A 13,811-nucleotide genomic window follows, 5' to 3' on the forward strand; every position below is an offset into this window, starting at 1 on the left:
GGCAACACCAGGAGTGAACCGAGAAGGGAGTAACCCGGGCATAACCCGACGAGTTAACGCCGGCGTTATCCACGGCTGAGTGACCATGGGATGGTGCGGATCCTGGTGGTCGAAGACGAGAAGATGCTGGCCGACGCGGTCGCCGAGTGGCTGCGGCGAGAAGCGTTCGCGGTGGACGTGGTCTACGACGGTGCCGCCGCCCTGGAGCGCATTCCGGTGAACGAGTACGACGTCGTGGTCCTCGATCGGGATCTGCCGCTCGTGCACGGCGACGACGTCTGCCGCGCGATCAGCGCGAGTGAGGCGGCGGCCCGCGTGCTCATGCTGACCGCCGCCACCGGTGTCCGTGACCGGGTCGCGGGCCTCGGCATCGGTGCCGACGACTACCTGACCAAGCCGTTCGCGTTCGCCGAGCTCTCGGCGCGGGTGCACGCGCTGGGCCGCCGGGCCCGACCGGCCACGCCGCCCGTGCTGGAGCGGGCCGGCATCCGGCTCGACCCGGCCCGCCGCGAGGTATACCGGGACGGGCGCTTCGTGCCGCTGGCCAACAAGGAGTTCGCGGTGTTGACCGAGCTGATGCGGGCCAGCGGCGGGGTGGTCTCGGCGGAGCAACTGCTGGAGAAGGCCTGGGACGAAAATATCGACCCGTTCACCAACGTCGTCCGCGTGACCGTGATGAAGCTGCGCCGCAAGCTGGGCGAGCCGCAGGTGGTGGAGACCGTACCGGGAGTGGGGTACCGAGTGCCATGAACCGATGGACGATCCGGGTACGGCTGACCGTGCTCTACGGCGGGCTGTTCTTCCTGGCCGGGGCGCTGCTGCTGGGCGTGACGTACCTGCTGATGGCGCAGCGCCTCGACCGCAACCTGGGTGCCTTCGGCGACATCGGCGTCCGCAAGGAACAGGTGGCGGAACTGTTCCCCAACAACCCTGGGATGGCGCAGGCCATCGAGGACGCACTGACCTCGCGCCAGAACGTGCGCGACGACGCGCTCAACTCCCTGCTCACCCAGGGCGGCACCGCGCTGCTGGGCGTGGGCCTTGTCGCCGGCGCCTTCGGCTGGGTGGTGGCCGGGCGAGCGCTCCAGCCGCTACAGCGGATCACCGACACCGCCCGTCGTATCGCCGGCTCGGACGGCGGGCGCATCGGGCTGCACGAGCGGATCGCGCTGGGCGGACCGCGCGACGAGGTCGCAGAGCTGGCCCAAACGTTCAACGTCATGCTGGAGCGGCTGGACCGCTCGTTCGACGGCCAGCGGCGCTTCGTGGCCAACGCGTCGCACGAGCTGCGCACCCCGCTCGCCCTCAACCGGGCGCTCGTCGAGCTGGCCGTCACCCGGCCCGGCGCCGCGACCGAGACCAGGCAGCTCGGGGAGTCGCTACTGACCGTCAACGAGCGCCACGAGCGGCTGATCGACGGCCTGCTCACGCTCGCCGACGCGGAGAACGAGGTGGCCGAGCGCTCCCCGGTGGACCTGTACGAGGTGGCGGGGCACGTGCTCGACCAGACCAAGGCACCCGACCTGGAGGTACTACGGCAGCTGAGCCCGGCGCCCACCGCCGGCGACCCGATCCTGCTGGAGCGGCTCGTGCAAAACCTGGTGGAGAACGCCGTACGGCACAACGCCCCGGGCGGCTGGCTGGCCGTCACGACCTACACGGTGAACGGGTGGGCGGTGCTCACTGTCACCAACACCGGCCCGGTCGTGCCCGCGTACGAGGTCGAGACGCTCTTCCAGCCGTTCCGCCGGCTCAACCGGGAGCGGATCGACGGCGGCCGGGGCTTCGGCCTGGGCCTGTCGATCGTCCGCGCGGTGGCGACCGCCCACGCCGGCAAGATCCAGGCGGTACCGCGGGAGGGCGGCGGCCTGGTGTTCACCGTCGCCCTCCCACATCGTGCCTGATCAGGGCGCCGCCAGCGCCTCGGTCGGCGAGAGGCGAGCCGCCCGGACCGCCGGGTACAGGCCGGCGGCCGCGCCGATCAGCAGCGTGGCCACCACCCCGCCCACGGTGGCCAGCGGCGGTACCACCGTGGGCCAGCCCTGCGTCGCGGCGTAGATCGCGGTGACCCCCACGCCCAGCGCCACGCCGCCCAGCCCGCCGAGCGCGGAGAGCAGCAGCGACTCGGCCAGGAACTGGAGCCGGATCTGCCCCCGGGTGGCGCCCAGCGACCGCCGCAGCCCGATCTCGGCCCGGCGTTCCAGCACCGAGATCACCATCGTGTTGGCCACACCCACGCCGCCGACCAGCAATGCCACCGCGCCGAGGCCGAGCAGCAGCGCGTTGAGCGTGGCGTCGGTGGCCCGCTGGGCCTCGAGCGCGTCGGAGGGTCGAGAGACCTGTACCTCGTTCGGCTGCTCGGGATTGGCCGTCGCGGCCAGTACCGATCGCACGTCCTCGACCGCCGACTCCCGCGACCGCGTGTAGATCATCGTGGGGTGTCCGTCGAAGGCCAGGTACCTCTCCGCGGCCGGCCACCCGACCATCGCCGCCTGATCCAGCTCGGGCGCGAGCTGCCCGGGCCGCAGGATGCCGACCACGCTGAACCACTTGCCGCCCAGCCACACCCGTATCCCCGGCACGCGGATGTCCAGCCGGCGGGCGGCCGTCGCACCGAGCACGACACCCGGGTACTCGTTGGTCGCCGAGGTCAGCCAGCTGCCGCTCGCCACCTCGGTGGCGACCGTGTCCAGCAGGTCGAGCCGGGCGGCGACGACCGCGATGCTCCCGGTCTGGCCGCGTGGGATGTGCTCGTTGCGGTACACCGCCGTGTCGCGCACCCGGCCCACCGCGCTCACCGACTCGACCGGCCCGATCCGGGCGACCATCGACAGGGACTCCTTGGGCAGGCGGGAGTCATCGCCGAAGAGCGTCTGGCCGGGACCGACGGTGAGCAGGTTGGTGCCGAGCCGGTCGAGCGTACGGTCCAGCTCGGCCCGGGACGACGACGAGACACCAACCACGGAGATCATCGCGGCGATGCCGATCGCGATGCCCAGCGCGGAGAGGAACACCCGCAGCGGCCGGGTCCGCAGCCCTGCCCCACCGACGCGCAGCACGTCGGCCAGGCTCAACCGCGCCGGCCTCACGGCACGATCCTTCCGTCCCGCATGTACACCTGCCGGGGCAGCGCGGCCGCGATATCGCGGTCGTGCGTGATCACCACGACGGTGGTACCCGTGCCGTGCAGATCGCGCAGCACCGCCATCACCGCCGCACCCGAGGCCGAGTCCAGGTTGCCGGTCGGCTCGTCGGCGAGCAGCAGCGCCGGCTCGCCCACAACCGCCCGCGCGATGGCGACCCGCTGCTTCTCGCCGCCGGACAGCTCGTGCGGTCGGTGGTCGAGCCGGTGGGCCAGGCCCACCCGCTCCAGCGCCGACCGGGCGTGCCGCCGCCGCTTGCGCAGCGGCACCCCGGCGTAGAGCAGGCCGTCGGCCACGTTGTCCACCGCGGGCACGCCGGCCGCGAGGTGGAACTGCTGGAAGACGAACCCGATCCGGTACGTACGCAGGGCGGACACCTGCCGGTCGGACAGCCGGGCGACGTCGTGCCCGTCGATCTGTACGCGTCCCGCCGTAGGACGGTCGAGCGTGCCGATCACGTGCAGCATGGTCGACTTGCCCGAGCCGGACGGCCCGACGATGGCCACCATCTCACCAGCCACGATCTCCAGCGAGACGCCGTCCAGCGCGGTCACGCCACCCGGGTAGACCTTGGAAACCTCCGCCAACTCGATCATTTCGGCAGGCCCACCGTCATGCCCTCGGCGATCCCGCCGCCGCTGACCTCGACCCGCCCGTCCGCGAAGAGTCCCGTGTCCACGGCGATGTACCGGCTGGCGCCGCCCTCGACGACCTCCAAGCCGTACCCGCCCTCGGCGAGCGCGAGCAGCGCGGCGACCGGCACGGTCAGCACGTCCGTGCGCTCCTCGGCCACGTACGCCACGTCGACCGGCGTCTGCTGCAACGAGCCAAGCGCCCGCTGGTCGGCGACCGCTACCGTCACCTCGATCTGGGCACCGTCCGTGCTGGTCGAGCCGGGCGGCCCGTCCTGGCTGTCATCGCTGGCCGCCACGGTGCCCACCGCGGTGACCTTGCCGGCGACCTCCTTGCCGTCCGGCAGTGTGACCGTGACCGGGGCGTTCTTGACCGCCCAGCCAGCCTCACCCGCGTCCACTGGAACGGTGACGATGCGGGTTGTGCCGGTGAACGTGTACAGCTCGCCGCCGGCCGGCGCGCCGACCCGCCCGGTCAGCTCGGCCACCCGTACCGCCCCGGAGGCGACCACGACCAATGAACCGTCGACCGTGCCGGTCTCCGTGACGCCGAGGTCGTCCTGCCAGCGCTTTACCGCGTTCGCCGTCGAGCTCGTGTACTCGTCGTCGATCGTGAACCCGGTGTAGCCAAGCTCCCGCAGGTTCTGCTCGAACTGCTGGACGTCCGCGCCCTCCACGCCGGAAGCGAGCGGCCGGTAGATCGGCAGCGCGCCGTAGAGCAGTACGACCGGCCGCTCGTCCGCGCGCAGGAGCGCTTGGCCACGCGAGATCGTGGCGCCGACCGCAGGCAGCCAGGTCACCGTCCCCTGTGCCTGCGACGCGAGCGGTACCGGGTCACCGTGGCTCAGCTCGCCCTCGACCGTGGTCGCCTGTACGAGTGTCTGCCGCGTGACCTGGATGGTCGAGGCGGGCTGAGTGCTCTGCTCCTCTGTGCCGTCAGCTCGGTCGCCCCCGAGTCCGACGGCCGCCACGCCCGCCGCCGCGACCGCCACCAGCGCCACGCCGGAGAAGATCACTCCGCGCTTCACTTACTGCCACCCTTCTCCACCCTCGGGAGCTTGTCCCGGCACTTCTCGTCGACCTCGGCCACCTTGTCTTTCTTGACCCCGGCCTCCCGCAGGCTGTCGCCCGAGAACTGCCCGGTCTCCGGATCAGGATCGGGGAAAGCGGGCAGGCCGTTCTCGCGCATGCACTGGGCGTACACGCGCATCTGCTCGATGTCCGCCGGCGAGAGCCGCGGCGGTTCGCCGCCGTTCGGCAAGTACTGCCTGCACTTCTGCGTCGCCTGTCGCACTTTCTCCTTGTTGTCCCGGAATTCCATCCCGCCGTTAGGACCGTTTTCGACGACGTCGATACCTTCGTCGCGCATGCACTGATTGAACTGATTCTTGCGCTCCGCGTCGTCGGCTGCCGGCGCGCTCGGATCGGCACTCGCCGACGCTGCGGCACCGTTGCCGACGGTCGCCACGTCCGGCCCCTCCGCATCGCTGCCGCCGCATGCGGCGGTGAGCCCAGCAAGCAGCAGCAGAGGTACGGCGATGAGCATCCTTCTCATCTCGGCACACTCCTCTCTCGTTGCTCGGATCCCACCGCGCGGGCCGTAAGACCGTCATCAGCGCGAATGCTTATGGCGTCCTTATCCGGGTGCCATGCACCATTGGCGCGTGCGGATACTCGTCGCGGAGGACGAGGAGCTCCTGGCCGACGCGATCGCCGAAGGGCTCCGGCGCGAGACGCTGGCCGTCGACGTGGTGTACGACGGCGATGCCGCGCTGGAAAAGCTCGGCGTCAACGACTACGACGTCGTGGTCCTCGACCGCGACCTGCCGCTGGTGCACGGCGACGAGGTGTGCCGGGCGGTGGTGGCGGCCGGGGGCGAGACCCGGGTGCTGATGCTCACCGCGGCCGCCGAGGTGCCCGACCGGGTGGCCGGCCTCGCGCTCGGCGCCGACGACTATCTGCCCAAGCCGTTCGCCTTCGTCGAGCTGGTGGCCCGCGTACGCGCACTCGGGCGGCGGGCCCGCCCGGCCACACCGCCCCGGCTGGAGCGCGCCGGCATCGCCCTCGACCCGGCCCGCCGCGAGGTGTTCCGCGACGGCCGCTTCGTATCGGTGTCCCGCAAGGAGTTCGCCGTGCTCGAGGAGCTCCTGCGGGCCGAGGGCGCGGTGGTCAGCACCGAGCAGCTTCTGGAGCGGGCCTGGGACGAAAACATCGACCCGTTCACGAACGTCGTGCGGGTCACGGTCATGACGCTGCGTCGCAAGCTCGGCTCGCCGCCGGTGGTCGCGACCGTTCCGGGAGTGGGGTACCAGATTCCATGAAGAAACCGGATTTCTCGAAAATCAGTCGCGGCTGGACATTCCGGGTACGCCTCACCGCCCTCTACGGCGCCTCCTTCCTGCTCGCCGGCGCGATCCTGCTCGGCCTGACCTACCTGTTGCTGGCGGCCGCCCTCGAAAAACAGGAGGTCAAGCCAGGCATCGTGTACGCGAACGTGGACGGCCGAGCGACCAAGCCGCAACTCGACGACAAGGCCGCCGAGGCACTCAAGAAACAAATGTCGGCGGCGGAGCAGGCGGAGGTCGACCACAAGCTGGACCTGGCCAAGCAGGTCCAAATTGACCTCCGCGCACAAACGCTGCGTTCGCTGTTGCAGTGGGGCGCGCTCGCCTTGGTCGGCGTGGCATTGGCCGGTGTGTGGCTGGGCTGGCTCGCCGCTGGCCGTACCCTCCGGCCGCTCAAACAGATCACCGCGACCGCGCGCCGGGTCGCCGACCGCAGCCTGCACGAGCGGATCGCGCTCGGCGGCCCGCGCGACGAGCTGCGCGAGCTGGCCGACACGTTCGACGACATGCTGGAACGGCTGGACCGCTCGTTCGACGGGCAGCGGCGCTTCGTGGCGAACGCTTCGCACGAGCTGCGTACCCCACTCGCGATCAACCGCACCCTGCTCGAGGTGGCGCTGGGCCAGCCGGACGCGCCACAGCAGCTGCGGCAGCTCGGCACCACGCTCCTGGAAGTGAACGCCCGCCACGAGCGCCTGATCGACGGCCTGCTCACGATGGCCCGCTCGGAGCAGGCCGTGGTCGACCCGGTACCGGTCGACCTCGCCGACGTGGCCGGCAGTGTGCTCGACCAGACCCGGGCGCCCGGCGTCGAGGTACGCCACCAGCTCCAGCCGGCTTGTACCTCCGGCGACCCCGTGCTGCTGGAACGCCTGACGCAGAACCTCGTCGACAACGCGGTGCGCTACAACGCGACCGGCGGCTGGGTGCAGGTGACCTGCACCAGCGAGGGACGAGCACGCGGCTGAGCGTGGCCAACACCGGCCCGGTCGTGCGCGCGTACGAGGTGCCGGGGCTCTTCGAGCCGTTCCGGCGGCTCACCGACCGGGTCGGCTCCGCCCGCGGTACAGGTCTCGGCCTGTCCATCGTGCGGTCGGTGGCGCGGGCGCACGGCGGCGAGGTGCACGCGACCCCGCGCGACGGCGGCGGGCTGGTGGTTCAGGTCACTCTGCCGGCAAAATAGATTTACGACCGGTCGGTCTTATTCCTATGCTGACCGGGTGATGGTCGACGGCCGGGTGGCCCGAGGGGAGCGGACGCGCACGGCGGTGCTGGACACCGCGGTCGCGCTCGTGACGAAGGACGGCCTCGACGGCCTCTCCCTCGGCCAGCTCGCCGAGGCGCTCGGCGTCAGCAAGTCCGGGCTATTCGCGCACTGGCGGTCCAAGCAGGACCTCCAGCTCGCCACCGTCGAGCGAGCCCGCGAGCAGTGGGCCGAGCGGGTGATCGGGCCGGCCCGGCAGGTGCCGCGAGGTGTGCGCCGGCTGTGGGCGCTGCACGTCGCGCGGCTCGACTTCTACGCGTCCAGCACGCTGCCCGGCGGCTGCTTCTTCGCCACCGTCAAGTTTGAGTACAACGCCCGCTCCGGCCCTCTGTACGAACGGATCGCGCAGACCCATGCCGAGTGGATGGAGTACATGGAGAAGCTGGCCCGCCAGGCCGTCGAGCTGGGTGAGCTGCGGCCGGATACCGACGTGGCCATGCTGGCGTACGAGATCGAGGCGGCCGGCGTCGCCGCCGTCATGCAGTTTCGCCTGCTCTCGCCGCAGGTCGTCTACCCGTTGGCCCGCCGTGCCGTGTTGGGGCGGCTGCGCGGGCTGTGCACCGACCCGACCCTGCTTCCGGAGGAATGATGACGCACAGCGCACTCGCAATCGTCGAGCCCAAGGTCGACTACGGCCACGTCGAGCCGATCGCAATCTACTTCGACGACTTCGACGCGATGGGCATCGTCCACAACGCGCGCTACGCGGTGCTCCTGGAGCGGGCCGTCACGCCGTACTGGACCGCCCGTGGCCACTACTACGACCACAACGGACCGTCCACGCCGGACCTCTTCCACGCGGTACGGGAGTTCACGATCACGTACCACCGGCCGATCAAGGGCGCGGGTGACGTATTCGTGCACTTCTGGCTCGACAAGATGGGCGAGACAAGCGCGCAGTACGGCTTCCGCTTCCTCTCCCGCGACGGCAGCACCTGCTACGCCGAAGGCAAGCGGGTGATCGTGCGACTCGATCCGGCGACGCTGCGCCCGACCCGGTGGTCGGAGTCGGCCCGCGAGGTGGCCATATCGCTACTGAAGCCGGAAGAAGTCGCGTAGCAAGGCCGCGCACTCGGCTTCCAGCACCCCGGAGTAGACCTCCGGCCGGTGGTTGAGCCGGCGGTCGCGCACCACGTCCCACAGCGAGCCGACCGCGCCGGTCTTGGGCTCCCAGGCGCCGAAGACCAGCGTGGACACCCGGGCCAGCACAAGTGCGCCGGCGCACATCGTGCAGGGTTCCAGCGTGACGACGAGCGTGCAGCCGTCGAGCCGCCACGACCCGGCGGCCTCGGCGGCCCGGCGCAGCGCGACAACCTCGGCATGCGCGGTCGGGTCGCCGGTCAGCTCTCGCTCGTTCGCAGCAGCGCCCAGCTCGGCGCCATCCGGCCCGTATACCACCGCACCGACCGGAACGTCCGGACCAGACGATCCGGCGACGGCCAGCGCCCGCCGCATCCACTCCTCGTGGCGGGCGTAGCGATCACTCACGTAATTCTTCGACGCCGTCAGCGCAGCCGAGCACCTGGCAGATCTCCGCGGTGACGTCGGCCGGCAGCAGGCCGTCGTGGGCGCAGAGGCTGAGCAGCTGGTGTGCGGAGACGCCCAGGTCAGCGAGGAGTTCGGGGTCGCCGACCGGGTCGACGTCGGGCCCTGCGGCCGGTGGTGGGGCGGCCTCGTCGCCAGTGGCCGCCGGCGGGTTGGTCACCTCGTCGATCTCCAGCGCCGGCGCCTTCACGTCGCCGAGCAGCAGCGCGCCTATCCGGGACTCCTCGGCGAACACCGAGTCGGAACCGAAGACGCGCAGGTCCTCGCCCTGGTCGAGGCGGAGGATGGCAAGGTACGAGTCGTCCGACTCGACGAACAGCAGCGCCACGTCGGCATCCGGGTCGACATCGCGCAGCTGGTCGACGACCTCGTCGATGTCGGCGGCACCGGTCAGATCCAGCTCGGACGCGACCCAACCGGTGGAGCCGCGCGCGACGGCAGCAGCGAAGTACGACACGGTCCCCCAAGTTTTCCGCTACGCCGTGACGGTAGTCGCTCGGGTCGGCGGCTGGTCGCACAACGCCCCGAGAATCGCGCTTCTCAGGGCTTATCTGATGGCTCGAGGAGGCTCCGCTCAGCTCGCCAGGCGCCGGCGCATGGCGATCAGCTCGCGCAACCGATCTCCGCGCAGTCGCCGAGGGCGCTCACGATCACGCACCGACTTCGCGCTGGCGAGCTCCGCGAGGAGCTGGAGCCGGCGGCGGCTTCGGTCGGGGTCGAGCCGCTCCACAGTCCAGGCCATGTCGCGAGGGTGCCGAACATGGGCGCCCTTAGTCAAGCCCGGGTGCGTCGCGCAACGACGTGTTAACAGAACGCCTACCAGAGTGGCCAGTCGCCACTGGTCCCCCAGCGGACGGCGAGCGCGATGGCGGCCGCTGACCAAGCCACCCCAAGGCTGATCGCGACCCCCGCGGCGACGCCCCGGTCACCCTGACGGATGAGGATCAAGGTCGCCGCCCAGGCGATCGCACCGGCCAGCACCGACCACAAGACATAGGTGCGCAGACTGTCGGCGAGCAGCCCGAAGAAGAGCATCCAGGCGGCGCCCGCGCCCAACCCGGCGCTCAGCGCGCCACCCCGCACCCGGTTGGGCTCGCGGTAGGTGGGGCGCGGCGGCCGGGACGGGAACAACCCCGAGGGGGTACGCGGAAAGTGGTCCGCCATGAGGGCAGCCTACCCGGCGGGTCTGCGGAGATTTGGCTCGTCTGCGAGTATGGCCGGGTGCTTCGGGGACGACGGACACGTGGGTCGGTGATCGTAGTGCTGGCTGGCGCCTTGGCGGCGGGCTGCGCACAGAATGCGTCAGAGGCGGGAGAGCCGGTCGCGTGGGAGGAGCCAGCAGCGGCCACCACGGCGGCGGCCGATCCGACGACCGGCGCACCGGAGCCGACGCCAACCCCCACTCTCACGCCGAGCGCGACGCCCTCACCCCGCGCCAGGCCGACGCCGTTGAAGACCGGCGGCGCCCCCAAGGCCACCATCGGCAAGTGGAAGTATGTCTTTCCGGTGCAGGCGAGCAATGTCTCCTACCACCCCACCCACTCCGGCTACCCGGCGACCGACATCTTCGCCGACTGTGGAGAGCCGGTCGTGGCGGTCACCGACGGCAAGGTGCTCGAGGTCAGCCGGGTCGACAGGTACAGCAAGACCGGCACGCAAGGCCCCGACAACGGCGGCCTGTCCGTGTCGCTGCTCGGCGACGACGGCGTCCGCTACTACGGCTCGCACCTGACCGTGGTGCAGTCCGGAATCGAGGCGGGCGTCCGGGTGCGGGCCGGCCAGCGGCTCGGCACGGTCGGCAAGACCGGTAACGCCAACAACGTGTGTCACCTTCACTTCGGCATCTCGCCGGTGTGCGAGCGCACGGGCGACTGGTGGATCCGCCGCGGCGTGATCTGGCCCGCGCCGTACCTCAACGACTGGCGCAAACAGAAGAGCACGTCGCCGGTGAGCAAAGTCTCGTCGTACAAGGCGAGCAACGGCTGCCCCCGCGAGCCGTAGCGGGCAACCGAGCACAATCTCGGTAACCGTTCCGCAGCGGCGTGTGCTTAAGTTCCGGCGTGGACATCGCGGTGATCGGGCTGGGGCTCATCGGCGGATCGACGCTGCGGGCGCTCGCCCGGGCCGGGCACCAGGTGTTGGGCTACGACGCTGATCCGGCCACCCGGGCCACCGCGCGCACCGCCGCCGCGAAGGCCCCAGCCGGCGCTCGGTGGCAGGTCGCGCCGACGGTACGGGACGCGGTGGCCAGCGCTGAGCTCGTGGTTGTCGCGGTGCCGCTGCCGGCGTTCGAGGCGGTGCTGCACGAGCTGGGCAACTCCGGCTACTCAGGGCTCGTCACCGACGTCACCTCGGTCAAGGGCCCGGTCCGCGACCTCGTGGAGCGGCGGCTGCACCGGCTCGCCGGGTTCGTCGGGGGCACCCGATGGCCGGGCGGGAGACCTCCGGCTTCACCTCCGCCGACCCCGACCTCTTCACCGGCTGCGCCTGGGTGCTCTGCCTGGAGCCGCAGGAGACCCCGCTCCCGGACTGGCTGGAGCTGGCGGCGCTGATCACCGGACTCGGCGCCCGCGTCGTACCAGCGACCGCCGACGAGCACGACCGGGCGGTTGCGGTCATCAGCCACGTACCGCATCTGCTGGCCGCGGCGCTCGCCGCCAGCGCGACCGACCCACTCGCGGCGGCGCTGGCCGCCGGTTCGTTCCGCGACGGCACCCGGGTGGCCGCCGCCCGACCGGAGCTCGTGGCTGCCATGTCCGGTGGAAACGCCGCAGCGGTGGGGCCCGCCCTCGACGTCGTGCTCGACGCGCTCCGCCAGGCCCGCGCCGCCCTCGACAGCGCCGACCCGATCGCCGAGCTGGCCACGTGGCTCAAGCCTGGCGCGGCCGCCCGCGGCGCCTGGCCGCCCAAGCCCGGCCCGACGCTGGACCTCCCAGCCCGCTCCGACGCGCTGCTCCGCCTCGGCCGTGCCGGCGGCTGGGTGACGGCCGTGGCGCCAGACCGCCGCTCGGTAACGGCCGTCCGCCCCGAGGGCTAGGCAGTCGCCTGCCTCAGCGCCCCGGTCAGCACGTCGCGGCTGTTCTTGGCGATCAGCTCGCTGATCCACCCCTCGCGCACGGCGACCTTCTGCCCACCGTGCAGCGTGAGGTCGGCGCGCAGCGGCACGTTCTTGGTGATGGCAACCGAGGTGATCTCCTCGTACGCCAGGTAGCGGTGCTGCTTGGCGATCTCGTTGGCCGAGGTCGAGCCGACAAGCGCCCGCAGCCGGGCCTTCCCCTTGCCAGGCTTGCCCGGGTTGCTGATGAACACCAGCCCTTTGTCCAGCACCACGAGGTCATGCTCGACGCCGTCGACCTTCACGTTGGCGATCCCCGCGATCACGCCCGCCACGCTCGCGCGGCCCCGCAGCTCGACCGGCGCCGCGCCACGCGGGTCGATTCCGAGATGGGCCAGCCACGCGCGGGCCTCTCCCACGGTCTGCGGCGATACCGCCCGCGCGGCGATCTCGGCGCTGGGCAGCGGCTGGCCGTCGCGCCCCAGCAGGCGGGCCGGGCCGCTCCACGAGAGCTGCCAATAGGCCACATTGGACCGGATGGCGGCGAGCGCGACAAGCATGGCCATCGTGTCGGTGAACCGCTGCGGCACCTCGTGCCGCGGGGCGCCCGGAAAGAGGCTCTCCGCCGCGGCGCCAAGCCGCTTGGCCTCGACGATGTCCAGCAACACGGCCAGGCTGAGCCGGTTGGCCCCGGTCGCGCGGCCGATCGCGTGGAAGGCCTCGTCGGCGTCCCGCTGCATCGTAGTCGTGGCGGTTGCGGCCGTGAAGTACTCCCACGGCAGCACCTGCCGCTCCCCCACGTCTAACATCCGATCCTGTACCGCCCGCCCAGCGCCGCGCAGGTCGGGCAGCAGCACACCGGCTTGGCGTCCATCCGGTGGGCGTGGCACCTCAGCGGCTGCGCCGATCTCCCGGATCCGCTCGGCGACCGGCGGGTGCGTGTCCCACGGTGAGCCCTCGCCCGGCGGCTCCTGCCCGCGCATGCCCGCCAGCTCGTGCTTGCGGGCGGCGAGCAGCTCGGCGAACCCGCCGAAGATGTCGTCCGGCGCGAAGCCCGACTTCCAGCCCGGTTCGACGTATTGCTTGTAGTAGAAACCCCACGCCGCGTCCAGGACCGGCAGGTCGCCCAGCGCAATCGCCGCGGCGGCCCGGCCGGCGGCGCGTACCGCGGCCCGGTCGGCCTCCAGCTCCTGCCGCCGCGAAGCGGCGTTGTCGACCAGCAGGTACAGCCGGGCGTAGCCCTTGAGGACCCGGCCCGCCACGTTGTACCGCCAGGCGCGGCCGATCGTGCCGCGGGTCGTGCGCCGTCCCCTGTACGCGATCATGGCAAGCGGGGTGCTCGACCGCGAGTAGTGGGCCAACTCGTGCGTGAGCACCGCGCGCAGCTGGTCCACCGTGAACGCGTGGAGCAGCGGAAGTCCAATGTAGAGGATTCGTCGCCCGCCGACGAGGCCAAGCAGGCGGGCTTCCTCGAAGGCGGCGGCCTTCACCTGCGGTACGAGGCGGATCTCCTTGGGCGCACGGCTGTCGGCGACGTGGGCCAGCTCGTGCACGGTGCGCCACAGCTCGGGCGCCTGGTCCGGTCCGATGCTCAGCCCCTTGGGTGCCCCGGGCCCGGTACGTAGCGCCTTCAACGCCCCAACGACCACTATCCCGACGAGCACCGGAAAGACGGATATCACGCCGGCGCCCACGGGCACGAACGTGCTGAGCCACGCGCTGAACACAATGCCGGCGGCGACCTGGACGAGCGCGACGATATAGAAGCCGGCGAGCATGAGCACTGACATGCCGGCACGAAGAGCAGCCATGCGCTTCCTCCCAGCG

The 13,811-nt window shown here is 71.4% G+C and carries 19 protein-coding genes; 10 read left to right on the top strand and 9 right to left on the bottom strand.

Going from position 1 to position 13,811, the window contains the following annotated elements; genetic code table 11:
* Positions 1-93 precede the first annotated feature (93 nt).
* Both Pflav_RS32335 and Pflav_RS32340 read left to right on the top strand, forming a co-directional pair.
* The gene (locus Pflav_RS32335) at positions 94-750 is read left to right on the top strand and encodes a response regulator transcription factor (RefSeq protein ID WP_173040586.1); all 657 of its coding nucleotides are present in this window, start codon (positions 94-96) and stop codon (positions 748-750) included.
* Complete coding sequence (locus Pflav_RS32340) at positions 747-1,904, top strand: sensor histidine kinase (protein ID WP_173040587.1); 1,158 nt, start codon at positions 747-749, stop codon at positions 1,902-1,904. Before Pflav_RS32335 ends, Pflav_RS32340 begins: the two co-directional genes overlap by 4 nt.
* Here Pflav_RS32340 and Pflav_RS32345 read toward each other — a convergent pair whose 3' ends face one another.
* From Pflav_RS32345 to Pflav_RS32360, 4 genes are read right to left on the bottom strand one after another with little or no spacing between them, the layout of a single operon-like run.
* Positions 1,905-3,089, bottom strand: a complete 1,185-nt coding sequence (locus tag Pflav_RS32345) for an ABC transporter permease (protein ID WP_232072159.1) — start codon at positions 3,087-3,089, stop codon at positions 1,905-1,907.
* On the bottom strand, positions 3,086-3,739 hold the full coding sequence (locus Pflav_RS32350) for an ABC transporter ATP-binding protein (RefSeq protein ID WP_173040588.1): 654 nt from the start codon (positions 3,737-3,739) through the stop codon (positions 3,086-3,088). The genes Pflav_RS32345 and Pflav_RS32350 overlap by 4 nt, the downstream gene beginning before the upstream one ends.
* Positions 3,736-4,803, bottom strand: coding sequence for a peptidoglycan-binding protein (locus tag Pflav_RS32355; RefSeq protein WP_197938798.1), 1,068 nt, complete (start codon positions 4,801-4,803; stop codon positions 3,736-3,738). The genes Pflav_RS32350 and Pflav_RS32355 overlap by 4 nt, the downstream gene beginning before the upstream one ends.
* A complete protein-coding gene (locus tag Pflav_RS32360) occupies positions 4,800-5,321 on the bottom strand; it encodes a hypothetical protein (protein WP_173040589.1) in 522 nt (173 codons plus the stop codon). The genes Pflav_RS32355 and Pflav_RS32360 overlap by 4 nt, the downstream gene beginning before the upstream one ends.
* Before the next feature lie 118 nt (positions 5,322-5,439).
* On the opposite strand from Pflav_RS32360, the gene Pflav_RS32365 reads away from it, so the two are divergent.
* From Pflav_RS32365 to Pflav_RS32380, 5 genes are read left to right on the top strand one after another with little or no spacing between them, the layout of a single operon-like run.
* Positions 5,440-6,096, top strand: coding sequence for a response regulator transcription factor (locus tag Pflav_RS32365; RefSeq protein WP_173040590.1), 657 nt, complete (start codon positions 5,440-5,442; stop codon positions 6,094-6,096).
* On the top strand, positions 6,093-7,088 hold the full coding sequence (locus Pflav_RS32370) for a sensor histidine kinase (protein WP_232072161.1): 996 nt from the start codon (positions 6,093-6,095) through the stop codon (positions 7,086-7,088). The genes Pflav_RS32365 and Pflav_RS32370 overlap by 4 nt, the downstream gene beginning before the upstream one ends.
* 2 nt (positions 7,089-7,090) lie before the next feature.
* Positions 7,091-7,303 (top strand): sensor histidine kinase, encoded by a 213-nt coding sequence (locus tag Pflav_RS46495; protein ID WP_232072163.1) that lies wholly within the window; start codon positions 7,091-7,093, stop codon positions 7,301-7,303.
* 40 nt (positions 7,304-7,343) lie between these two features.
* Positions 7,344-7,973 carry a TetR/AcrR family transcriptional regulator gene (locus Pflav_RS32375; RefSeq protein WP_232072768.1) on the top strand — a complete coding sequence of 210 codons (630 nt, stop codon included), beginning with the start codon at positions 7,344-7,346 and terminating at the stop codon, positions 7,971-7,973.
* Complete coding sequence (locus Pflav_RS32380) at positions 7,973-8,443, top strand: acyl-CoA thioesterase (RefSeq protein WP_173040592.1); 471 nt, start codon at positions 7,973-7,975, stop codon at positions 8,441-8,443. Before Pflav_RS32375 ends, Pflav_RS32380 begins: the two co-directional genes overlap by 1 nt.
* Here Pflav_RS32380 and Pflav_RS32385 read toward each other — a convergent pair.
* From Pflav_RS32385 to Pflav_RS32400, 4 genes are all read right to left on the bottom strand, one after another.
* Entirely contained in the window at positions 8,417-8,839 is a 423-nt protein-coding gene (locus Pflav_RS32385; protein WP_173042761.1) for a nucleoside deaminase, read from the bottom strand. The two genes, Pflav_RS32380 and Pflav_RS32385, sit on opposite strands and share 27 nt — an antisense overlap.
* 25 nt (positions 8,840-8,864) lie before the next feature.
* Entirely contained in the window at positions 8,865-9,386 is a 522-nt protein-coding gene (locus Pflav_RS32390) for a tRNA adenosine deaminase-associated protein (protein WP_173040593.1), read from the bottom strand.
* A 117-nt stretch (positions 9,387-9,503) separates the two neighbouring features.
* Positions 9,504-9,671, bottom strand: coding sequence for a hypothetical protein (locus tag Pflav_RS32395; protein WP_173040594.1), 168 nt, complete (start codon positions 9,669-9,671; stop codon positions 9,504-9,506).
* Positions 9,672-9,745: 74 nt separating this feature from the next.
* The gene (locus tag Pflav_RS32400) at positions 9,746-10,093 is read right to left on the bottom strand and encodes a hypothetical protein (protein WP_173040595.1); all 348 of its coding nucleotides are present in this window, start codon (positions 10,091-10,093) and stop codon (positions 9,746-9,748) included.
* A gap of 87 nt (positions 10,094-10,180) precedes the next feature.
* On the opposite strand from Pflav_RS32400, the gene Pflav_RS32405 reads away from it, so the two are divergent.
* The 3 genes from Pflav_RS32405 to Pflav_RS48160 are packed head-to-tail and all read left to right on the top strand — an operon-like array spanning position 10,181 to position 11,966.
* Positions 10,181-10,930 carry a M23 family metallopeptidase gene (locus Pflav_RS32405; RefSeq protein ID WP_232072165.1) on the top strand — a complete coding sequence of 250 codons (750 nt, stop codon included), beginning with the start codon at positions 10,181-10,183 and terminating at the stop codon, positions 10,928-10,930.
* Between the two features lie 59 nt (positions 10,931-10,989).
* Positions 10,990-11,481: a prephenate dehydrogenase/arogenate dehydrogenase family protein gene (locus Pflav_RS48155; RefSeq protein ID WP_332107811.1), complete on the top strand. Its 492-nt coding sequence runs from the start codon at positions 10,990-10,992 to the stop codon at positions 11,479-11,481.
* On the top strand, positions 11,421-11,966 hold the full coding sequence (locus Pflav_RS48160; RefSeq protein WP_332107890.1) for a prephenate dehydrogenase dimerization domain-containing protein: 546 nt from the start codon (positions 11,421-11,423) through the stop codon (positions 11,964-11,966). Before Pflav_RS48155 ends, Pflav_RS48160 begins: the two co-directional genes overlap by 61 nt.
* Here the strand turns inward: Pflav_RS48160 and Pflav_RS32415 are convergent.
* Positions 11,963-13,795 carry a M48 family metallopeptidase gene (locus tag Pflav_RS32415; RefSeq protein ID WP_173040597.1) on the bottom strand — a complete coding sequence of 611 codons (1,833 nt, stop codon included), beginning with the start codon at positions 13,793-13,795 and terminating at the stop codon, positions 11,963-11,965. The genes Pflav_RS48160 and Pflav_RS32415 overlap by 4 nt on opposite strands.
* Between the last annotated feature and the right edge of the window lie 16 nt (positions 13,796-13,811).

Source organism: Phytohabitans flavus, from assembly GCF_011764545.1.
In the GTDB taxonomy this organism is placed as follows: Bacteria; Actinomycetota; Actinomycetes; order Mycobacteriales; family Micromonosporaceae; genus Phytohabitans; species Phytohabitans flavus.